Below are 20085 nucleotides of genomic sequence, written 5' to 3'. Positions count from 1 at the left end.
ATGCCGGGTCATGTTAGCACCGGACCCGTTGGCGCCTTCGCGGCGGACGGCGCGGAGAATGGATGGCGGTGACACGCAAACCAGGTGGTGATCGAGGACCTCGCGGCAGCGTGCGCATCATCGGTGGGCGCTGGCGCGGGACACGGCTCCCGGTGGCCGATTCCCCGGGGTTGCGGCCGACCTCGGACCGCGTCCGCGAGACCCTGTTCAACTGGCTGGGCCCGATGCTTCCGGGTGCCCGCGCGCTCGACCTGTTTGCAGGCAGCGGCGCCCTGGGCCTGGAGGCGGTGTCGCGGGGGGCGCGGGAGGCGTTGCTGGTGGAGCGGGACGAGAGGCTCGCCGGAGCGCTCGACCAAGCGGTGGCGAAACTCGGCGCCGGCGACCAGGTGCGCGTGGTTCGCGCCGATGCCCTGGCGTTCCTGGCCGCGCCCTTGCACGGGCGGTTTGACGTGGTGTTCCTCGACCCGCCATTCGCCGCGGAGTCCTGGGAGAGGGTGCTCGGCAGCCTCGGGCCATGGCTCGCGGACGACGCCTGGCTGTACGTCGAATCGCCGGCAGGCGCTCCGGTGCAGGCGGGGCCCGACTGGCGGCTGCACAGGGCAGGCGCCACGCGGGATGCCCGGTATGCCCTGCATCGCCGCCGGCCGCGGGGGCGCAGCGGCTGAGCCGCCTGTTCCGTGCGCTGCTACACTGGCGGAGCCTTCCCATCGACAGCAGCGACCCGTCCGAATGAGCGTGGCCCGCAACCGGATCGCCGTCTATCCCGGCACCTTCGATCCCATCACCAATGGCCATGTCGACCTGGTGGACCGAGCGGCACCGCTGTTCGAGCGCATGTTCGTCGGCGTGGCCAAGAGCGCGGGGAAGTCGCCCGCGCTTGCGCTTGAACTTAGGGTAGAGCTCGCGAGGCAGGCGCTGTCGCACCATCGCAACGTCGAGGTCCATGGCTTCGACTCGTTGCTGGCCCATTACGTGGACGAAGTCGGTGCCGGCGTGCTCCTGCGCGGCCTGCGGGCGGTGTCGGACTTCGAGTACGAATTCCAGCTCGCCAGCATGAACCGCCACCTGATTCCGGAAGTCGAGACCCTGTTCCTCACGCCCGCGGAGCAGTACGGCTTCATTTCGTCATCCCTGGTCCGCGAGATTTCCCGCCTCGGCGGCGACGTCTCGGGTTTCGTCCCGACCGCCGTTTCCGAAGCCCTGCAGGCGGAATGGCGGCGCGACCCGGCATGACTTCATCCAAGCAACACCACTCACTGGAGCAAGGGGAAACAAGATGACCAAGTCCAACCGCACGATGACCCGGCTGATGCTGGTCGCCTGCCTGACACTGCCGTTCGCGGCGTGCAAGAAGGAAGAAGTGGCCGCCCCGGTGGCCAAGGCGCCGATGAGCGCGCCGGCCGGCGACGATCCGGCCGAATGGCGTACCTATGTCTCGGACGTGGTGACGCGCAACATGGAAGGCATCCAGAACCAGCCCTACGTCTACCTGCTGCCCGCCGAGAGCACCGAGGAGTTTGACGGCCTGTACGAGCGCATGCTGGACAAGGCCAAGACGGATGTCGCCCGAGGCATCATCCGGGGCAACATGCTGGCCTACGCTTCGCCGAGCTCCGGGAAGATGGCCGACATCGTCGTCGAGTCGTTCAGTGGCGTGACCCCGGACACGATGGATGGGGTACGCGTGCTGTTCATCGGTGATGCCGCCGACAATGCCCGTGTCCAGGCGGCGGTCGAACCGGCGGGCGTCGAATACAAGTTCATCGAGGCCAAGTAAGCCCGGCCGCAGCCGCGGAGGTCTCCGCGGCTGCGTTGCTTCCCAGGGAGGCGCGTTCAACCCGGCACGTGAACTGCCAGCGCTCGCGCCGTCCGCGGAATCTTCCGGGCGGCACGGGGTCACCGCCGATGTCGGGACCCGGCACAATCCCAAGTGGGTCGGTCCTCGGCGCCCCGGTTCCTTGCCCGGCCCGCCCGTACAATGGCCGCATGTCGCTCAAGATCAACGATACCTGCGTCAATTGCGACGTCTGCGAGCCGGTCTGCCCGAACCAGGCGATCGCGCAGGGAGAAACCATCTACGTGATCGATCCCGCCCGCTGCACCGAGTGCGTGGGCCATTTCGACGAGCCCCAATGCGTCGTGGTCTGCCCGGTGGAATGCATCGACCCCGATCCGGTCCACCCGGAATCCAATGAAGCCCTGCTGGCGAAGCTCGACCGGCTGCAGAGGGAAGCCCGATGAACCTGTCGCATGGAGCGCGTCTCCGCTGGCTGGCCTTGCTGCTGGCGTTCGCCCCGGTGTTCCCGGTGCAGGCCCAGGACACCCGCCCGGTGCCCACGCCGGAACCGGCGGCTGCACTCGCAGCCAAGCCGCCCGGGTCCGCGATCTCGTCGCAACACCACCTTGCGACCGACGCTGGCCTGGCCATCCTGGCGCAGGGCGGGAATGCCTTCGATGCGGCGATCGCGGTGTCCTCCGTCCTGTCGGTCGTCGAACCGACGAGCTCCGGCCTGGGCGGCGGCGCGTTCTTCCTGCTCCGCGACGGCGGCAGCGGCCGCGAGGTCATGGTCGACGCGCGGGAAACCGCGCCGGCTTCGGCGCGGCCCGAGCTCTACCTGGACGCGGAGGGCGCACTGGACCAGGACAAGGCGCGCAATGGCCCCCTGTCCGCGGGCATCCCGGGTCTCCCGGCCGGCCTGGTGCATCTCGCCGAACACTACGGGAAGCTGCCGCTGTCGACTTCGCTCGCGCCGGCGATCCGGATCGCGCGCGAAGGCTTCGAGGTCTACGCGCGCATCGTCGACGGCTACGCCAGCCGTCGCGAAGTGATGGAACGCTTCGCCGGCACGCGCAAGGTGTTCCTGGCCGATGGCGATCCGCCCGAACTGGGCGAAACCCTGGTGCAGCCGGACTTGGCGCGCACGCTGGAGCTGCTGGCCAGGGAGGGGGTCGCAGGCTTCTACCGTGGTGAGGTGGCGCGCAAGATCCTGGCGGACGTGAACCGGCATGGCGGGCGGTGGACGGCGCAGGATCTCTCCGGGTACGCGGTGAAGGAGCGCGAGCCCATCCGCTTCCGCTACCGGGGCTGGGACATCGTCACCGCGCCGCCGCCATCCTCGGGCGGCATCGCATTGGCCCAGATGCTGCAGGTCCTCGAAGGCTGGGACCTGGCCGCGCTGGACGAACCCGAGCGGGTGCACTTCATCGTCGAGGCGATGCGGCGTGCCTACCGCGATCGCACCGTCTACCTGGGCGACCCGGACTTCGTGCGCATGCCGGTCGCGCGCCTGACCAGCGATGACTACGCCGCCGGCCTGAGGGCCTCGATCCTGCCCGACAAGGCCACGCCCAGCGACATGCTGCCTGCCGGGCTGCCGCCGGCCGACAGCCCTTACACCTCGCACTTCTCGATCATCGACGGCGAAGGCAACCTGGTCGCGGCAACCCAGACCGTCAACCTGACCTATGGGTCCGGCATGGTGGTCGACGGGGCGGGCTTCCTGCTCAACGACGAGATGGATGATTTCGCGCTCAAGCCCGGGACGCCCAATGCCTTCGGCGTGATGGGCTTCGACGCCAATGCAGTGGAGCCGGGCAAGCGCATGCTCAGCTCGATGACGCCGAGCTTCATGGTCGGACCCGGGAAGATCGCCGTGCTCGGCGGCAAGGGTGGTAGCCGGATCATCACCCTGACCCTGCTGGCCATGCTCGGCATCGAGATCGGGCTGGATCCGCAGGCGATCGTCGACCTGCCGCGTTTCCACCACCAGTACCTGCCCGACGAAATCTCGGCCGAGCCCGGCGTGTTCTCCGCGGAGACGGCTGCGGCGCTCGAGGGCATGGGCTACGACATCAAGGCAAGTGCCGCGCCGTGGAGTTCCTTCGTCCACATCGTCGACTGGGACCGCCGCGCCAATGTCCTGCGCGGCGGTGCGGATCCGCGCAATCCGGTCGGCAAGGCGGCCGTCGACGTCCGGCCTGCACCGGCCTCCCAGCCCTGACAACGCGCCGCGCTCCCTGCGGAGGCGCGTGCCGGGATGGCGCTGCTCGCCCCAAGGCCGGCGGCTACGATGGAGCGCACCGTCCCGCCCCGGAAGACCGGGCAAGGTGCCCGGCGGCAGGCGCTACAATCGGGCCATGAAGCTCTGGTCGATCGAAGGCAACACGCAGAAGCTCGACGGCGGCGCGATGTTCGGCAACGCGCCGCGCGCGCTGTGGACGCGCTGGGCCGAGCCCGACGAACTCAACCGCATCCCGCTGGCGACGCGCGGCCTGCTGGCGACACCCCTCAATGGCAAGACCGTGCTGTTCGAGACGGGCATTGGGGCCTTCTTCGAGCCAGCCATGCGCGAGCGCTACGGCGTGCAGGAATCGCGGCACGTGCTGCTCGACTCCCTCCGCGAGGCAGGGTTCGGCCACGAGGACATCGACGTGGTGGTCCTGAGCCATCTGCACTTCGACCATGCAGGCGGGCTGTTGGCCGAGTGGCAGTCGGGCAGGGAACCCGGCCTCCTGTTTCCCAACGCCACCTACGTCACCGGCGCCGCGCACTTCGAGCGCGCCCGCGATCCGCATCCGCGCGACCGCGCCAGTTTCATCCCGGGGGTGGTGGAGATGCTGGAGGCCAGCGGTCGCCTGGAACTGGTCGACGGGGATCGCGCGCCATCGCTGGGAGACGCCGTGCGTTTCCACCACAGCGAAGGCCATACGCCGGGCATGCTGCTGGCCGAGATCCTCGGCCCCGATGTTCGCGACGGCCAGCCGCACGGCGGCGTGGTCTTCTGCGCCGACCTGGTGCCCGGCCGGCCGTGGGTGCATGTCCCGATTACGATGGGCTACGACCGTTATCCCGAACGCCTGGTCGACGAGAAGCAGGCCTTCCTGGCCGACAAGCACGCGCGCGACGTGCACCTGTTCTTTACCCACGACGCCGGGTGCGCGATCGCGCAACTCACCCGCGATGACAAGGGACGCTTCGGCACCGACCACGAGCATCCTTCGCTGCAGGCCCGCAGCCTGCACCACTGACGCCCGGGGAGGGCGACCCCATGCCGACCGCCATCCCGACCGTCACCCTGCTGTTCGCATCGCTGCACGCCTTGCTGCTGATGGTTCTGGTCGTGCCCATCGTGCTGCACCGCCGTCGCGCGCGCATCGGCCTGGGAGATGGCGGCGACGCCCGCCTGGCGCGGCGGATGCGGGTGCAGGCGAACTTCAACGAGTACGTGCCGCTGGCCCTGGTGCTGCTTGCATTGCTGGAGATGTCCCGCGTGCCCGGACCGTGGATCTGGGCTTTCGGATCGGTCCTGTTGGCGGGGCGGATCCTGCATGCGGTGGGCCTATCGGGGTCCGCGGGGGTCTCGCGCGGACGGTTCTTCGGCACGCTGCTCACCTGGGTCGACCTTCTGGCGATGGCCGGGGTCGGGGTCTGGTTGACGTTGATACCCAGCTGAGCCTCGACCCGGGACGAACCCATGCATCTCGCACGCCCACAGCAGCGCACGCGCTTCTTCCTTGCCATGTCGCTGGTCTTCCTCGCAATCGCGCTGACCGGCTTCTCCACGACCTACTTCATCCCCCTGGCGACGCGGACGTTGCATGCGCCGCCGGTGATCCACGTGCACGGGATCCTTGTCTTCTCGTGGTTGTTGTTCCTCATCCTGCAGTCGGGCCTGGTGCAGACGCGACGGATGCCGACGCACCGCCGCCTGGGCGCCTACGGCGCGGCCTTGGCCGCAAGCATCGTCGTGTCGGGTGTCGCGGTGGGCCTGCATGCTACCCGGCGCGACCTCGTGAACGGCGCCGACCCCTTCGTGATCGGGCAGATGGTGAACATCCTGATCGAAATGGCGCTGTTTGGTGGATTCGTTGCGTGGGCCATCGCCTGGCGCCGGGATGGGGAAGCCCACAAGCGCCTGCTGATGCTGGCGACGATCTCCGCGCTCGCGCCGGCCTGGCTCAGGCTGCGGCACCTCATGCCTGGCGTACCCAATCCCTTCGTCACGTTCGCCCTGCTCGCCGACGCCCTGTTGCTGGTCGCCATCGCAGCCGACTGGATCCGGCAACGGCGCGTGCATCCCGTCTATTTGTGGGGTGGGGGCTTCATGGTGGCGGTCCACCTGGTTGAGATATGGGCGATCGAAAGCGCGCCATGGCAGCGCCTGGGGCGTTGGCTCATGGACGTACCGGCGACCTGACTCGTTCCAGGCCGACCATGCGCCGAGGCGCGAGCCGTGCGGGACGCGGCAGCCCCTTCAGGCGATCCGGGTCCCGAAGATGCGGTCCCCGGCGTCGCCGAGGCCCGGAAGGATGTAGCCCTTCCCGTTGAGCCGTTCGTCGATGGCGGCGGTGTAGACCTCGATGTCGGGATGCGCGGCTTCCAGGGCCCGTAGCCCTTCCGGCGCGGCCACGAGGAACAGGCCCTTCAGGCGCGTGGCACCCGCCGCCTTGAGCATGTCGATGGTGGCGATCAGCGTGCCGCCGGTGGCCAGCATGGGGTCGAGGATCAGGGCGGTGCGGTCAGCCAGGCCGCCGACCAGGTTCTCGTAGTAGGGCACGGGGGCCAGGGTCTTTTCGTCGCGGCGGATGCCGACCACGCCGACCTTGGCCGCGGGGATCAGCTCGAGCACACCGGGCAGCATGCCCAGGCCGGCGCGCAGGATCGGCACCAGGGTGATCTTGCGGCCCTTGATCCGGCGCACGGGGATGGGACCGGCCCAGCCTTGGACTTCGGCGTCCTCGGTCTCCAGGTCGGCGGTGGCTTCGTAGGTGAGCAAGGCGGCGAGTTCGGCGGCGAGCTCGCGAAAGGACTTGGTGCTGTTTTCGGCGCGACGGAGCAGGCCGAGCTTGTGCTGCACCAGGGGGTGGCGGACCTCGACGACTTTCATGCGGCCGAGACTAGCGCGAAAGAGGCGGGTGGGGCTGCTCCAACACTGGTTGTGTCCTCCCGCACGCCCACGAGTCCTCGCTTCGTACTTGGCGCAGCGCCAGTGGCAGCAGCAGCCAGTTGCACGCGCGCCGCTGGCGCGCCCCCCCCACCCCAACCCCTCTCCCGTGAACGGGAGAAGGGCTAAAGCCGCGGCGGGAGACGGGCTGAACCCGGGGGTGAGGGTAATGCCAGTGGGTCAGGCGGCGGCGGACTGCTGCTGTCGCGGGCCTTCCAGCAGGGCCCGCTTGACCATCGAGACGATCAGGTCGACCTCGTCGGATCCCATGTCGAAGCATGGGGTGAAGCGCAGCGAGTTGGCGCCGCCATGGATCACGCCGAGGCCCCGTTCCCGCAGCCACTCCTCGGTGGAGCCGGTGCCGTAGCCCTTGAATTGCGGATCGAGTTCGCAGGAGAACAGCAGGCCCGTGCCCTGGACCTTGGTGATGAGCCCACCGAGTTCGGACTGGAGTTGCCCAAGCTTCTGCACCGCTTCGGCACCGCGGTCGCGGATGTTCTGGCGCAGGTCCGGGGTCAGCATGCCGAGGACCGCGCAGGCGACGTCGAGCGCGCGCGGGTTGGCGGTCATCGTGTTGCCGTAGGTGCCGCGCTGGTAGATGCCCGCGGCACGCTCGTTGAGGGCGAGGACCGACAGTGGGTACTGGCCGGCGTTGAGCGCCTTGGAGTAGGTCTCCATGTCGGGTGCCTCGGCATCGCCGAAACCGGGGTAGTCGACCACCGACAACACGCCCTGCGCGCGCAGGCCGGCCTGGATGGAGTCGACCAGCAGCAGCGAACCGTGGGACTTGGTGAGTTCGCGAGCGGCCTTGTAGAACCCGACCGGCAGTGCGCGGCCCGGATCGCCTTCGCCCATCACCGGCTCGAGGAACATGGCCTCGATGAACCAGCCGTTGGCATCCGCGTCCTGGAAGACCTGCTCCAGCGCTTCGACGTCGTACGGCGGGATCGCGATGACGCTGTCCTCGCCGCGATAGCTGGCGAGGTACTTGACGTAGTTCTTGCGGCTCGAGTCCGAATACAGCGCCGGGCGATCGGTGCGGCCGTGGAAGCTGCCCGAGACGACGACGCGCTTGACCTTGCGGCCGGCGTGTCGGGCACCGGGGTCGGTCATCGCCTTGGTATTGGTGTCGGCGATGCGGGCGGCCAAGCCGACCGACTCGGAGCCGGAATTGAGGCACATGAAGCTGGCATACGGGCAGCCATCCCCGCGGGTATGGCCGATCTCGGCGCGGATCGCCTTGGTGAAGCGCAGCTGCGACAGGCTGGGGGTCATGATGTTGGCCATCGCCTGCGGCCGCGCCATCGCCTCGGTCACCGCCTCGGGCGTGTGGCCGAAGCCGAGCATGCCGTAGCCGCCGGTGTCGTAGAGCACGGCGCCCTTGAGGGTGACGATCCAGGGGCCGCGCGCCGCGAGGGCGACGTAGGGATTGACGGCATCCTGCGGGTAGAAATTGACGAAACCGTCCTGCACCGCCTGGACCTGCGCGTCTTCGTCGAGATCGAGCAGGTCGCCGCAGTCGGCCTGGATGCGGGCGTACTCCTCGAGCGCGGCGTCGACCGCGGCCTGGAGGGCGGGGTGCGTGTCGGCAAGTCCGACCAGAGTGGCGTCGTCCAGGCCGGTCGTGCGGCGCTGGCCCTGGTGGGCACGGAGCGATGCGAGTTGGGCGATGACGGTCATCCTTGGTCCTCCTGGCTAGGGGTTCAGTGTCGGCCGCTTGGCGGCAATCCCCCATTATCGAGATATGGTCGTCGTTTGGTAGGGTGTATTCGACTATCCGACCGTCAATTTTCGTCGAAATGACGAAGAGGTTCGCCACTATGAAGAAATTGACCCAAGCCGACGAGGCCCTGCTCTCCGCACTTCGCGAGAACGCACGGGCCTCGACGGCGGAAATCGCCCGTCGGCTGGGGTTGTCGCGGACCACCGTGCAGAGCCGCATCGAGCGCCTGGAGCGAGCCGGCGTGATCGGGGGGTACACCGTCCGCATGGGCGACGACTACGAGCTGGGACGCATCCGTGCGCACATCCTGATCACCGTGCTGCCCAAGCAGTCGCCCACGGTGGTCGCGGCGCTGCGCGCGATGCCCGAGGTGCGGAGCCTGCATTCGGTCAGCGGCACGCATGACCTGGTCGCGGTCGCCGCCGTGCCGACGGTGGGCGAGATGGACACGCTGACCGACCGGATCGGCGCGATCAAGGGCGTGGAGCGCACCACCTCTTCGGTGATCCTGTCGACCAAGTTCGAGCGCTGAGCGGGACCCGGCAGTCCGTACACTAGTCGGCCCCCATCGTTCCGCCGCGACGTGAAGAAATCGGACTTCCACTACGACCTTCCGCAGGAGCTGATCGCACAGCAGCCCCTGCCGGAGCGTTCGGCCAGCCGCCTGCTCGTGGTGCCGCCGGCCGGCGGCGCCCTGGAGGATCGCCAGGTGCGCGACCTGCCGGGCCTGCTCGAGCCGGGGGACCTGCTGGTGTTCAACGACACCCGCGTGATCCCGGCGCGCCTGTTCGGCCACAAGGCCGACAGCGGGGGGAGGGTCGAGATCCTGATCGAGCGGCTGCTGCCGGGCAACGAGGCGCGCGTGCAGCTGGGTGCCAGCAAATCTCCCAAACCGGGCGGACGTATCGTGCTGGACGTGGGTGGCGAGGCCGAGGTGCTGGCGCGGGACGGCGGGTTCCATCGCCTGCGTTTCGATGTCGCGGATGCGCTGGAGTCCTGGCTGGTGGACGCCGGCCGCCTGCCGTTGCCGCCCTACATCCATCGCACGCCCGATGCGGCCGATGCCGAGCGGTACCAGACGGTGTTCGCGCGCCAGTCCGGCGCGGTCGCCGCCCCGACCGCCGGCCTGCACTTCGACGAAGCCCTGCTGCAACGGCTCCGCGACCGCGGCGTCCAGATCGGCCATGTCACCCTCCACGTCGGCGCCGGGACGTTCCAGCCGGTGCGGGTGGAGGACGTGCGCGAGCACCGCATGCATGCCGAATGGTTCAACGTCGGCGCGCAGCTGGTGGAGCAGGTCCAGCGTGCCCGCGCCGCCGGTGGCCGGGTGGTGGCCGTGGGCACCACGGTCGTGCGGGCGCTGGAGAGCGCCCTGGTCGACGGCCGGTTGCGGCCCTATGCCGGCGACACCAGCATCTTCATCTTCCCGGGGTACCGCATCCGTTCGGTGGACGCCCTGCTGACCAATTTCCACCTCCCGGAGAGCACCTTGCTGATGATGGTGTCTGCTTTCGCGGGCAAGGACCGGGTGTTTTCCGCGTACGAACACGCGATCCGCGAGCGGTACCGGTTCTTCTCGTACGGCGACGCGATGCTGCTCTGGCCAGCGCGAGGCGACGAGGCCCGCGACGCCGCGCCGGGGCAGGGGGTCGATCCGTGAGCCGCATGCGTTTCGACCTGCTGGCCACGGATGGCGCGGCGCGACGTGGGCGGATGTCGTTCCCGCGTGGAACGGTGGAGACGCCGGCGTTCATGCCCGTCGGGACCTACGGTTCGGTCAAGGGCGTGCTGCCGGCCCAGGTGCGCGACCTGGGTGCCGAGATCATCTTGGGCAATACGTTCCACCTCTACCTGCGGCCGGGGCTGGACGTGATCCAGGCGCACGGCGGGCTGCATGGCTTCACCCGCTGGGACGGGCCGATCCTCACCGACTCGGGCGGGTTCCAGGTCTTTTCGCTCGCCCACCGCCGCAAGATCACCGAGCAGGGGGTGACGTTCGCCGCCCCCACCGACGGTTCCACGGTGTTCCTGGGGCCGGAGGAGAGCATGCGCATCCAGCGGGTGCTGGATGCGGACATCGTCATGATCTTCGACGAGTGCACTCCCTATCCGGCAACCGAGGACGTCGCGCGCGCGTCGATGGAGTTGTCGCTGCGCTGGGCCGAGCGCTCCAGGCGCGCGCACGAAGGCAATGACGCGGCGCTGTTCGGCATCGTGCAGGGCGGTGTCCATCCGGGATTGCGGACGGAATCGGCGCACGGGCTGCTGCAGATCGGGTTCGACGGGTACGCGATCGGCGGCCTGGCCGTCGGCGAGCCCGAAGCCGAGCGCAACGCGATGCTTGAGCACACCTGCCCGCAGCTGCCACGGGATCGGCCGCGTTACCTGATGGGGGTCGGACGGCCCGAGGACCTCGTCGAGTCGGTGGCCCGGGGCATCGACATGTTCGATTGCGTGATGCCGACCCGCAACGCCCGCAACGGCCACTTCTTCACCAGGGACGGCGTGGTGCGGATCCGTAATGCCCGGTACGAGCGCGACGAGCGTCCGATCGAGGAGGGCTGCGGGTGCCCCGCCTGTGCCGGCGGCTTCAGCCGGGCGTACCTGCGCCACCTGGACCGCTGCAACGAGATGCTGGGGCCGATGCTGGGGACCTTGCACAACCTCTGGCATTACCAGGCGCTGATGGCGCGGATGCGCGAGGCGATCGCGGCGGGAACCTTCGCCGCGTTCCGGGAGTCCTTCCACGCCGCCAAGGCCGCCGGCTCCGCCACGGATCGGCCACCCGGCCGCTGATCGCCGCGACCCGTGGGGACCAGGGCGGGCGCCGGGCCACGCTCCGCGACCCCCCGCGGCGGATTGGCAGCTTGAAAGCGTCGACCGCCGTCTACATGGCATAATTCCCCGCTATTTTGCCGATGGACCTGTCGATGAACCTGCCCAACCCCCTCGATCTGCTGATCGCCCCCGCCTACGCCCAGGCCGCGCCGCAGGGCCCGAGCCTGATGTCCACCCTGGCATTCCCGGTCATCCTGCTGTTGATCATGTATTTCCTGATGATCCGGCCGCAGATGAAGCGCGCCAAGGAACACAAGGCGATGATCGAGGCGCTTTCGGTCGGCGACGAGGTCATCACCAACGGCGGCATCGCCGGCACCGTGCGCGCGATCGGCGACAGCTTCATCAACGTCGAGATCTCCAGCGGCGTCGAGGTCCGGGTCCAGAAAGGGGCGGTGGGCAACGTCCTGCCGAAGGGAACGCTGAAATCCGCGTGACGCCCGGCGTCGCGCGACCCGCCTGACGAAGGACGAGCCGGCGACGCACCTCCACGTTCCTCCCCCCGCCGCATCCGTCGCGGATCAACGGGAAGCGACGGGTGGCGCCATCCGCCCCGGCCACTCAACCGAATTGCAGGAATAAACGCTGCATGCTCGAATTTCCCCGCTGGAAGTACGTCCTGATCGTGTTCGTGGTGTTGCTGAGCGCGCTGTATGCGATGCCCAACATCTACCCGCAGGATCCGTCGGTGCAGATCACCGCCAATCGCGGCGCCACGCTGGACGATGCCTTGCGCCAGCGGATCGAATCGACGCTGAAGGCCGAGGGTGTCGCCGTGAAGTCGGTGGCGGTGGACGACGGCAACATGCTGGTCCGCCTGCCCGACCTCGGTTCGCAGACGCGCGCCGCCGATGCGTTGCGTCCGGTCCTGGGCGAGGACTACATCATCGCCCTCAACCTCGCCTCGACCGTCCCTGACTGGTTGTCGGGCATGGGTGCCAGCCCGATGCTGCTTGGCCTGGACCTGCAGGGCGGCGTGCACTTCGAGTTGCAGATCGACCAGAAGGCCGCGCTGGACAAGCGCCTGGATGCCTACGCCGACGAGATCCGTTCGACCCTGCGCGACAACCGCGTGCGCTACGAGTCCGTGGAGCGACACGCCGACGGCAGCATGGTGGCAACCCTGGTCAATGGCGCCGATGCCGACCGGGCCATGTCCCTGCTGTCCACGGCCCAGCCAACGTTGCTGCGCGAGGCGGTCGGCAACCGGATCACTGTCCGGCTCCCGGAGGCGGAGCTGAGCCAGATCTCCGCCGACGCCATCGAGCAGAACATCACCACGCTGCGCAACCGCATCGACGAGATCGGCGTGGCCGAGCCGGTGATCGCGCGCCAGGGCAGCGATCGCGTGATCGTGCAGCTTCCCGGCGTTCAGGACACCGCGGAGGCCAAGCGCATGATCGGCGCCACCGCGACCCTCGAATACCGCGCCGTCATCGACGGCGATCCGTACGCGGCCGTCTCCAGCGGCAGCGTGCCGCCCGACGCCCGGGTGTACTACCGCCGCGAGATGGGGATCGACGGCAATCCGGTGCCGGTGCTGCTGAGCAAGCGCGTGATTGCGTCCGGCGAGCAAATGGTGGCCGCGCAGTCGACCTACGACGAGAACGGACAGCCGGCCGTGAGCGTCACCCTCAACAACGCCGGCGGCAAGCGGATGTTCGACTTCACCAGCGTCAGCGTCGGCAAGCCGATGGCGGTGGTCTACATCGAGCGCGTGCCGCAGGTGAGCACCGTCGATGGCGAGGAAGTGCGCAGCTTCCGCGTCAGCGAGGAGGTGATCTCGGTCGCCAACATCAATGGCGTCTTCGGCAAGCAGTTCCAGACCACCGGCCTGGAGAAGCAGGAAGCCGATGGCCTGGCGCGTCTGCTGAGGTCGGGCTCGCTGGCGGCACCGATGGATTTCATCCGCGAGCGCATCGTGGGACCCAGCCTGGGTGCCGAGAACGTGCAGCGCGGCGTCCAGGCGGTGGGCATGTCGTTCGTGTTCGCCCTGGTTTTCTTCCTGCTCTACTACCGTATGTTCGGCGTGATCACCTGCATCGCGCTGCTGGTGAACCTGCTGATGGTGGTGGCCGTGATGTCCCTGTTCGGGGCGACCATGTCGCTGCCGGGCTTCGCCGGCCTGGTGCTGACGGTCGGCATGTCCGTGGACGCCAACGTGCTGATCAACGAGCGAATACGCGAGGAACTCCGCGCCGGGATCCCGCCCCGGGCCGCGATCGTGGCCGGTTACGAGAAGGCGTTCAGCACGATCTTCGACGCCAACCTGACCACCTTGCTGGCGGGCGTGTCGCTGTTCGCGTTCGGCACCGGCCCGCTCAAGGGCTTCGCCATCACGCTGATCATCGGCATCCTGACCTCGATGTTCAGTGCGCTCACGGTATCGCGCGCGCTCGCCACGCTGGTCTACGGCGGCCGTCGCAAGCTCAAGACCCTGGCGATCTGATGGCTGCCTATCGCGCCGTCCCGGCATGCGCCGCCAGGGCTGCATCGCCGCAATGCTCCATCCTCCGACCCGTCACGACGAGCCTGCCAGCATGAGTATCTTTCCGCTCACCCTGATCCCCAGCAACAGCCGGATCAACTTCATGGCCGCGCGCTGGGTGACCCTGACGCTGGCAGTCATCCTGGCGGCCCTCTCCATCGGGGCCCTGGCCACCAAGGGGTTCAACTACGCGATCGACTTCACCGGCGGCACCGTGGTCGAACTCCGTTTTGAGCGGCCCGCCGACGTCGACGGCATCCGCAAGCGCCTCGACGGCGCCGGCCTGCAAGGCGCGCAGGTGCAGACGTTTGGCAGCGGCAGCGACATCCTGGTGCGACTGCGTCCGGACCAGGAGGGCACGGGCAACGAGGTGATCGCGCGCGTGGCCGAACAGGTCCGTGCTGCCGCCTCGACGTCCGACAATGCCGCGGTGATCCAGGGCCGGGAGTTCGTCAGCGCGCAGGTCGGCAAGGAGCTGGCGACGAATGCCGTCTACGCGATCCTGTTCGTCGTCATCGGGATCCTCATCTACATCTCGTTCCGGTTCGAGTGGAAGTTCGCCGTTTCCGCCATCGTGACCACCTCCCTGTTCGACGTGCTGGTCGTGGCGGGCTGGTTCGCGATCTCGCAGCGGGAGTTCGACCTGACCGTGCTCGCCGGCATGCTCGCGGTCATGGGCTTCTCGATCAACGACACGATCGTGGTCTTCGACCGCGTGCGCGAGAATTTCCGCGGCATGCGCGCCGACCCGATCACGGTGCTCAATGCTTCGATCAACCAGACCTTGTCGCGCACCATCATCACGTCGGTGGTGACCTTCCTCGCGCTGCTGGCGCTGTACCTGTACGGGGGCGGTTCCCTCAGGGGCATGGCCGAGGCGCAGATGATCGGCGTGGTCGCCGGCACCCTCTCGTCGATCTTCATCGCCTGCCCCCTGCTCACTGTGGGTTTCCTGAAGGTGAGCAAGCAGGACCTGATGCCCAAGGCGCGCGACGAGGCGGCCCTGGCCCGCCGGCCCTGATCCGCCGGGGTGCCACTACGGAAAAAGCCGCGCAATGCGCGGCTTTTTCTTAGCGGGAAGGGCGACGGGGCGCTGTCAGGCGAACGCCTTCGCGTACCCGGAAGACGAGATCTTCTTCAGCAGCGGATCGACGATGCGGACGTTGCCGGCCACGAGCTGGCGGCTGCCGGTGTCGATGTGCATCGGCCCGGGGGCCGCGCCGCGGAAATCCGCGACCCTGCCGCCGGCCTCGCGCACCAGCAGCACGCCCGCGGCGATGTCCCATGCGCGCACGCCGGCCTCGAAGTAGGCATCGGTGCGCCCAGCGGCGACGTAGGCGAGGTCCAGCGCGGCCGACCCCGCGCGCCGGACATCCTCGGCCTCGAGCATGAGCTCTCGCAAGCAGTCGAGCTGCGCCCCGGTGCGCTCGCGTTCGCGGGGCGCGAACCCGGTGGAGACGAGCGCGCCGCCCAGTTCGCGGCGCTCCGATACCCGGATGCGATGCTCGTTGAGCACCGCGCCGCTGCCGCGGCTGGCGGTGAACAGCTCGTTGCGCAGCGGGTCGAAGACAACGGCGTGGATCGGTTCGGCCCCCTCGCACAGCGCGATCGAAACGCACCAGTGCGGAAAGCCCCTCAGGTAGTTGCTGGTGCCGTCCAGCGGGTCGATGACCCAGGTGTACCGGCTCGGCCCGCGCGGGCTCTTCTGGGCGCCGCCTTCCTCGCCGAGGATGGCGTACTCCGGATTGGCGCGCCTGAGTTCCTTGACGATCGCCTCTTCGGCCAGGCCATCGACTTCGCTGGCGTAGTCCAGCCGGTCCTTCTCCACGACGTTGAGCGCATCGAGCCGGTGCATGTGCCGCAGCAGGATGTTGCCGCCGGCGCGGGCCGCCTTGACCATGATGTTGACGGCAGGTTTTTGCATCGCGGGCAGGCTCCGGGCGCAGGTGGGGGACGGCAGGGGTAAAGAGCGTTGCGGCTCGGTGGCCGCGGCGCAGTTTACCATCGGCACCATGGACAACGACTCAGATGCCATCGCCGGCCGGATCCGGATCGTGCTGGTCGGTACCCAGCATCCAGGCAACATCGGTGCCGCCGCCCGGGCCATGAAGACCATGGGGCTGGGAAGACTGGTGCTGGTCGCCCCGGAACGCTTCCCGCATGCCGATGCACAGGCGATGGCGGCCGGGGCCGACGACGTGGTTGCGGGGGCGGATCGCTGCGACACGCTCGCCGAGGCCATCGGCGATTGCCGCCTGGTGCTTGGCTGCACCGCACGGAGCCGGCGCATCGCACTCGAGGAACTGGCGCCCCGGGAGGCAGCCCTCCGCCTGAAGGCGGCCGCGGCGACGGAGCAGGTGGCGCTGGTCTTCGGCCGTGAGCGCACCGGGTTGGACAACGAGGAGCTCCAGCTCTGCCATGCGGCCGTCCACATCCAGGCGAACCCTGCCTACAGCTCGCTCAACCTCGCCGCGGCGGTGCAGGTGCTCTGTTACGAAGTGCGGTTGGCGCTGCTTTCCGAGGCGCCAGCGCCGGTCGCCCATGCGCACCGGGAGACGCAGGCAAGCCATGCACAGCTGGAAGGCTTCTTTTCCCAGCTGGCAGAGACCCTCGAGGCCATCGACTTCCACAAGGGGCGCGCGCCGGATTCGGCCATGCGCAAGCTGCGTCGCATCTTCATGCGCAGCGGCCTGGATGCCCGCGAGGTGCGCCTGTTGCGCGGCGTGCTGGCGGATGCCCAGCGGATGGCCCGGCTCGCGTCACAAAAGCCCGAATCTGGATGACGGCAGGTGATTCGCGCCATGAATTCCGCTAGTCTCCCGGCTGCAATCCGTCTTGCAGGGAACTCCTTGATCGCATCATCCGCCCGCCTGCGCGCCGTGCTGCTGGCGATGCTGGTCGCCGCCGCGGTCCTGCCAGTGGCGCATGGCAGCGAGGAGGACCACGTCCTGGTCCTCGGGCGCATCAGCGACGACCCCAATGCCCATTACCGGCAGCTCAAGCCGTTGCTCGATTACGTCGTCCCCAGGATGGCCGACGTCGGCATCCGCGAGGGGCGCATCCTGATGGCTCGCGACCGCAAGCAGATGGACAGCTACCTGCGCCGCGGGCGGGTGGACTGGGTCACCGAGACCGCCGCCAGCGGGATGCAGCTGCAGATGGGCGCGGGCGCGGAGCCCCTGCTGGTGACCGAGCGCAGCGGCGTCAGCCGATACCGCACGGTGTTCTTCGCACGCACCGACAGCGGGATTGCCTCGCTCGAGGACCTCAAGGGACGCAGCGTCGCGTTCCAGAACCCCAACTCGACCAGTGCCTACTACATGCCGGCGCTGACGCTGATCGAACGTGGTCTGCCCATGGAGATCCTGCTCTCGCCGCGGGACCGGCCGGTGGCGGACTCGGTCGGCTACCTGTTCGCGCGTTCAGAACTGAACATTTCGACCTGGGTCCACAAGCGCCTGGTCGACGCCGGTGCCATGAGCAACCTGGACTGGCGCAGCCCGCAACGCGTGCCCGACCTTTACCGGCGGGACATGATGGTCTTCCATGAGACGCCGGAGTACCCGCGCGCGCTGGAAATGGTGCGGGGCGACCTGGCGCCCGCGATCAAGGCGAGGCTGCGCGAGGTGCTCATCGCCGCCGCTGATGATCCGGATGCGAGCGAAGCCATGCTCCGGTTCTTCAAGACGACGCGGTTCCTGCCGCTCAAGGAGGAAGACGAGCGCAGCCTGGCACTCGTTCGCGCCGGCGTGAAGCGCGTGGGATCGGAAATCGAATGAATCTCCGCTTCGGCCTGCATGCCAGGTTCATCATCGGCGTGATGGTCGCCCTGGGCGTGATCCTGTGCGTCGTGGTGGTGCTCCTCCAGCGGCAGGCGGTGATGCAGCGGGAAGTGATCGGGCTCAGCAGGGATTCGATGCATGGCCTGGTGTCCGATCGCCTGCGGACGCGCGGCCAGGCGGCCGCGTTGCAGGTCGCCGATTCGCTGGTCAATCCCTTGTACTACTTCGACCTCGACGCGATCGGCGTCGTTGTCCGCGGCGTGCTGCGGCAGCCGGACGTCAGCTACGTCACCGTCTACGACGTTCGCGGGAACGTGATCCACGACGGTTCGGGCGACATCGCCACCTACGGGCAGGCCATGCAGGATCCGCTGGCATACGAGGTGGTGACGGCGCGACGGACCCACGTCCAGTCCACCGACCGTGTCCTCGATGTGTCCACGCCCATCCGCATCGGCGACCAGCGCCTGGGCGGGGTGCGCATCGGATATTCGTTGTCCACCATCGCCGCCGACGAGGCGCAGGCGATGGCCGGCATGTCCGGGCGACTCGAGGAGATCGGCCGCCGCCATACCAGCTGGATCGCGGCGGCCATGGCGCTGCTCGTGGTGCTCGGCGTGGGAGTGGGCCTGCTGGTGCAGCGAACCCTGGTCAGGCCGATCCGCCAGCTCGCCGAAGCGGCGCGGGAAATCGAAACCGGCAACTACACCACCGCACTGCCGGAAACCCGGCGCGGGGACGAGGTCGGCGACCTGGTGCGTGCATTCGGGAGGATGGGCCAGAGCATCGAGCGCCAGGATCGCGACATGCGCCGGATGGCCTACACGGATCCGCTCACGGGATTGTCCAACCGCCTGGCTTTCCGGGAGATCCTCGACCAGCGGCTGATGCACCTGGGGGGCGCGGGTCACCAGCTTGCGCTGCTGTTCGCCGACATCGACGACTTCAAGCGCATCAACGACACGCTTGGCCACGACGTGGGTGACGAGGTCCTCGTGAACTTCTCGCATCGCATCAGCGATGCGGTGCAACGACTGGGTGGCAAGGATGCCGTGATGGCCCGCTTCGGCGGCGATGAGTTCGTGGTCCTGATCCAGAGCCAGGCGGGGCGGGAGGGGGAAGTGCGCGACTTGGCGAGCCGGCTGGCCGAAGCCCTGGTCAGCGAATTGCACAGCCCGTTGATGGTCCAGGAGCGGCCGGTGTTCCTGGGAACCTCGATCGGCATCACCCTGTTCCCGGAGGACGCGGCCAGCGCCGCCATGCTGATCAAGAACGGCGACATCGCCATGTACCAGGCCAAGGTCGCCGGCAAGAACTGCTACCGGTTCTATAGCCGGGCGATGGACCAGGCCGTGGAGCGGCGCGTCCGCATGGAGCAGGACCTCCGCGGCGCGTGGGAGCGCGGTGAACTCAGCCTGGCCTACCAGCCGATCTACCGCATGGCCGACAGCGCGCTGATGGGCGTCGAGGCGCTGCTGCGGTGGCAGCACCCGGAGCAGGGTGCCGTTGCGCCTTCTGTGTTCATCGACGTGGCAGAGCAGAGCGGGCTGATCGAAACCATCGGCCCGCAGGTCCTGCGAGCGGCCTGCGAGGACCTGCGCAAGTGGCAGCGGGATTTCCCGGCCGCCGCGGGCATGTTCGTATCGGTCAACGTATCGCCGCGGCAACTGCGCGGCGGGGACCTGGCCGAGCAGGTGGAACGCCAGCTGGAAGACGTCGACCTGGCGCCGGAGTGCCTGCACATCGAGCTGACGGAAACAGCGGTGATCGGCGACGAATTGCGCGCCAGTGCATTGCTCTCGCGCCTGCGCAACGCCGGGGTCAAGGTCTGGCTCGACGACTTCGGTACCGGCTTCTCGGGCCTGAGCCACCTCCGCCGGGTGCCCGTGGACGGCGTCAAGATCGACCGGAGCTTCATCGCCGATGTCCTGCGCGACCCGGATGACCTGGCGCTGACGACCGCCATCATCGCGATGGCGCATTCGCTGGGGATCACGGTGATCGCAGAGGGGGTCGAGAAGGAGGGGCAGTTCGACATCCTTCGCGAGCGCGGCTGCGACCTCGCCCAAGGCTATTGGTTGAGCCACCCGGTCACGGCGCAGGACATCGAGGGCTTGCTGACCTAGAGGGCGGGCAGGCCATACCTTGCGCCGCAGTCAGAACAGTCTGCACAAGAATGAAATGGAAACCGCCGGCATGCCGGCGGTTTTTCGTATTGCAGTGAAGGGGTCATGCGGGTCCCTGTTCCTGCCGCCACGCAAGTCGCATGCCTGGCCGGGAGGAGAGGCCGCCGATCCTCACCGGATTAGG

Annotated in this window: 20 protein-coding genes; 17 read left to right on the top strand and 3 right to left on the bottom strand. The window is 68.4% G+C overall.

Annotated features, from left to right (window positions below; all coding sequences use genetic code 11):
• Positions 1–62: 62 nt before the first annotated feature.
• The 8 genes from rsmD (at position 63) to ABD970_RS09665 (ending at position 6197) form a co-directional block, all read left to right on the top strand.
• Positions 63–665, top strand: a complete 603-nt coding sequence (gene rsmD, locus ABD970_RS09700; protein ID WP_345295265.1) for a 16S rRNA (guanine(966)-N(2))-methyltransferase RsmD — start codon at positions 63–65, stop codon at positions 663–665.
• A gap of 64 nt (positions 666–729) precedes the next feature.
• Positions 730–1233, top strand: coding sequence for a pantetheine-phosphate adenylyltransferase (coaD, locus tag ABD970_RS09695; RefSeq protein WP_345295264.1), 504 nt, complete (start codon positions 730–732; stop codon positions 1231–1233).
• A gap of 43 nt (positions 1234–1276) precedes the next feature.
• Positions 1277–1777, top strand: a complete 501-nt coding sequence (locus tag ABD970_RS09690; RefSeq protein WP_425563080.1) for a hypothetical protein — start codon at positions 1277–1279, stop codon at positions 1775–1777.
• Between the two features lie 209 nt (positions 1778–1986).
• A complete protein-coding gene (locus ABD970_RS09685) occupies positions 1987–2241 on the top strand; it encodes a YfhL family 4Fe-4S dicluster ferredoxin (protein WP_345295263.1) in 255 nt (84 codons plus the stop codon).
• Complete coding sequence (gene ggt / locus ABD970_RS09680) at positions 2238–4001, top strand: gamma-glutamyltransferase (protein WP_425563079.1); 1764 nt, start codon at positions 2238–2240, stop codon at positions 3999–4001. The genes ABD970_RS09685 and ggt overlap by 4 nt, the downstream gene beginning before the upstream one ends.
• Positions 4002–4137: 136 nt before the next feature.
• A complete protein-coding gene (locus ABD970_RS09675) occupies positions 4138–5028 on the top strand; it encodes an MBL fold metallo-hydrolase (RefSeq protein ID WP_345295262.1) in 891 nt (296 codons plus the stop codon).
• A gap of 20 nt (positions 5029–5048) precedes the next feature.
• Positions 5049–5453 (top strand): MAPEG family protein, encoded by a 405-nt coding sequence (locus ABD970_RS09670; protein WP_345295261.1) that lies wholly within the window; start codon positions 5049–5051, stop codon positions 5451–5453.
• 21 nt (positions 5454–5474) lie between these two features.
• Entirely contained in the window at positions 5475–6197 is a 723-nt protein-coding gene (locus ABD970_RS09665; RefSeq protein WP_345295260.1) for a hypothetical protein, read from the top strand.
• A 57-nt stretch (positions 6198–6254) separates the two neighbouring features.
• Here the strand turns inward: ABD970_RS09665 and upp are convergent, their stop codons facing one another.
• Both upp and ABD970_RS09655 read right to left on the bottom strand, forming a co-directional pair.
• On the bottom strand, positions 6255–6887 hold the full coding sequence (gene upp, locus ABD970_RS09660) for a uracil phosphoribosyltransferase (RefSeq protein ID WP_345295259.1): 633 nt from the start codon (positions 6885–6887) through the stop codon (positions 6255–6257).
• Between the two features lie 237 nt (positions 6888–7124).
• Positions 7125–8624, bottom strand: a complete 1500-nt coding sequence (locus tag ABD970_RS09655; protein ID WP_345295258.1) for an aminotransferase class III-fold pyridoxal phosphate-dependent enzyme — start codon at positions 8622–8624, stop codon at positions 7125–7127.
• A gap of 140 nt (positions 8625–8764) precedes the next feature.
• Between ABD970_RS09655 and ABD970_RS09650 the strand changes: the two genes are divergently transcribed.
• The 6 genes from ABD970_RS09650 to secF all read left to right on the top strand — a co-directional run bounded on the left by ABD970_RS09650 (position 8765) and on the right by secF (position 15014).
• Positions 8765–9199: an Lrp/AsnC family transcriptional regulator gene (locus tag ABD970_RS09650; RefSeq protein ID WP_345295257.1), complete on the top strand. Its 435-nt coding sequence runs from the start codon at positions 8765–8767 to the stop codon at positions 9197–9199.
• 51 nt (positions 9200–9250) lie between these two features.
• A complete protein-coding gene (queA, locus tag ABD970_RS09645; RefSeq protein WP_345295256.1) occupies positions 9251–10327 on the top strand; it encodes a tRNA preQ1(34) S-adenosylmethionine ribosyltransferase-isomerase QueA in 1077 nt (358 codons plus the stop codon).
• Positions 10328–10332: 5 nt separating this feature from the next.
• Complete coding sequence (gene tgt, locus ABD970_RS09640) at positions 10333–11463, top strand: tRNA guanosine(34) transglycosylase Tgt (protein ID WP_425563099.1); 1131 nt, start codon at positions 10333–10335, stop codon at positions 11461–11463.
• 134 nt (positions 11464–11597) lie between these two features.
• Entirely contained in the window at positions 11598–11942 is a 345-nt protein-coding gene (gene yajC, locus ABD970_RS09635; protein WP_345295254.1) for a preprotein translocase subunit YajC, read from the top strand.
• A 152-nt stretch (positions 11943–12094) separates the two neighbouring features.
• The gene (gene secD / locus ABD970_RS09630; RefSeq protein WP_345295253.1) at positions 12095–13954 is read left to right on the top strand and encodes a protein translocase subunit SecD; all 1860 of its coding nucleotides are present in this window, start codon (positions 12095–12097) and stop codon (positions 13952–13954) included.
• Between the two features lie 91 nt (positions 13955–14045).
• The gene (secF, locus tag ABD970_RS09625; RefSeq protein ID WP_345295252.1) at positions 14046–15014 is read left to right on the top strand and encodes a protein translocase subunit SecF; all 969 of its coding nucleotides are present in this window, start codon (positions 14046–14048) and stop codon (positions 15012–15014) included.
• A gap of 75 nt (positions 15015–15089) precedes the next feature.
• Here the strand turns inward: secF and ABD970_RS09620 are convergent, their stop codons facing one another.
• Positions 15090–15917: an inositol monophosphatase family protein gene (locus ABD970_RS09620; RefSeq protein WP_345295251.1), complete on the bottom strand. Its 828-nt coding sequence runs from the start codon at positions 15915–15917 to the stop codon at positions 15090–15092.
• Positions 15918–16005: 88 nt separating this feature from the next.
• Between ABD970_RS09620 and ABD970_RS09615 the strand changes: the two genes are divergently transcribed.
• The 3 genes from ABD970_RS09615 to ABD970_RS09605 all read left to right on the top strand — a co-directional run bounded on the left by ABD970_RS09615 (position 16006) and on the right by ABD970_RS09605 (position 19901).
• Positions 16006–16776 (top strand): RNA methyltransferase, encoded by a 771-nt coding sequence (locus ABD970_RS09615; RefSeq protein ID WP_345295250.1) that lies wholly within the window; start codon positions 16006–16008, stop codon positions 16774–16776.
• 108 nt (positions 16777–16884) lie between these two features.
• Entirely contained in the window at positions 16885–17772 is an 888-nt protein-coding gene (locus ABD970_RS09610) for a phosphate/phosphite/phosphonate ABC transporter substrate-binding protein (protein ID WP_345295709.1), read from the top strand.
• Positions 17769–19901: a putative bifunctional diguanylate cyclase/phosphodiesterase gene (locus ABD970_RS09605; protein WP_345295249.1), complete on the top strand. Its 2133-nt coding sequence runs from the start codon at positions 17769–17771 to the stop codon at positions 19899–19901. Before ABD970_RS09610 ends, ABD970_RS09605 begins: the two co-directional genes overlap by 4 nt.
• Positions 19902–20085 lie beyond the last annotated feature (184 nt).

This window comes from Luteimonas vadosa (assembly GCF_039543545.1).
Classification (GTDB): Bacteria; Pseudomonadota; Gammaproteobacteria; order Xanthomonadales; family Xanthomonadaceae; genus Luteimonas; species Luteimonas vadosa.
Note: the sequence above shows the minus strand (reverse complement) of the source record. Positions and strands in the feature narration are given on the sequence as shown.

What these genes read in the sequence shown, in the direction of transcription:
- rsmD (WP_345295265.1), top strand. Translation starts at nt 63, where the DNA reads ATGGCGGTGACACGCAAACCAGGTGGTGATCGAGGACCTCGCGGCAGC.
- coaD (WP_345295264.1), top strand. Translation starts at nt 730, where the DNA reads ATGAGCGTGGCCCGCAACCGGATCGCCGTCTATCCCGGCACCTTCGAT.
- ABD970_RS09690 (WP_425563080.1), top strand. Translation starts at nt 1,277, where the DNA reads ATGACCAAGTCCAACCGCACGATGACCCGGCTGATGCTGGTCGCCTGC.
- ABD970_RS09685 (WP_345295263.1), top strand. Translation starts at nt 1,987, where the DNA reads ATGTCGCTCAAGATCAACGATACCTGCGTCAATTGCGACGTCTGCGAG.
- ggt (WP_425563079.1), top strand. Translation starts at nt 2,238, where the DNA reads ATGAACCTGTCGCATGGAGCGCGTCTCCGCTGGCTGGCCTTGCTGCTG.
- ABD970_RS09675 (WP_345295262.1), top strand. Translation starts at nt 4,138, where the DNA reads ATGAAGCTCTGGTCGATCGAAGGCAACACGCAGAAGCTCGACGGCGGC.
- ABD970_RS09670 (WP_345295261.1), top strand. Translation starts at nt 5,049, where the DNA reads ATGCCGACCGCCATCCCGACCGTCACCCTGCTGTTCGCATCGCTGCAC.
- ABD970_RS09665 (WP_345295260.1), top strand. Translation starts at nt 5,475, where the DNA reads ATGCATCTCGCACGCCCACAGCAGCGCACGCGCTTCTTCCTTGCCATG.
- upp (WP_345295259.1), bottom strand. Translation starts at nt 6,887, where the DNA reads ATGAAAGTCGTCGAGGTCCGCCACCCCCTGGTGCAGCACAAGCTCGGC.
- ABD970_RS09655 (WP_345295258.1), bottom strand. Translation starts at nt 8,624, where the DNA reads ATGACCGTCATCGCCCAACTCGCATCGCTCCGTGCCCACCAGGGCCAG.
- ABD970_RS09650 (WP_345295257.1), top strand. Translation starts at nt 8,765, where the DNA reads ATGAAGAAATTGACCCAAGCCGACGAGGCCCTGCTCTCCGCACTTCGC.
- tgt (WP_425563099.1), top strand. Translation starts at nt 10,333, where the DNA reads ATGCGTTTCGACCTGCTGGCCACGGATGGCGCGGCGCGACGTGGGCGG.
- yajC (WP_345295254.1), top strand. Translation starts at nt 11,598, where the DNA reads ATGAACCTGCCCAACCCCCTCGATCTGCTGATCGCCCCCGCCTACGCC.
- secD (WP_345295253.1), top strand. Translation starts at nt 12,095, where the DNA reads ATGCTCGAATTTCCCCGCTGGAAGTACGTCCTGATCGTGTTCGTGGTG.
- secF (WP_345295252.1), top strand. Translation starts at nt 14,046, where the DNA reads ATGAGTATCTTTCCGCTCACCCTGATCCCCAGCAACAGCCGGATCAAC.
- ABD970_RS09620 (WP_345295251.1), bottom strand. Translation starts at nt 15,917, where the DNA reads ATGCAAAAACCTGCCGTCAACATCATGGTCAAGGCGGCCCGCGCCGGC.
- ABD970_RS09615 (WP_345295250.1), top strand. Translation starts at nt 16,006, where the DNA reads ATGGACAACGACTCAGATGCCATCGCCGGCCGGATCCGGATCGTGCTG.
- ABD970_RS09610 (WP_345295709.1), top strand. Translation starts at nt 16,885, where the DNA reads ATGCTGGTCGCCGCCGCGGTCCTGCCAGTGGCGCATGGCAGCGAGGAG.
- ABD970_RS09605 (WP_345295249.1), top strand. Translation starts at nt 17,769, where the DNA reads ATGAATCTCCGCTTCGGCCTGCATGCCAGGTTCATCATCGGCGTGATG.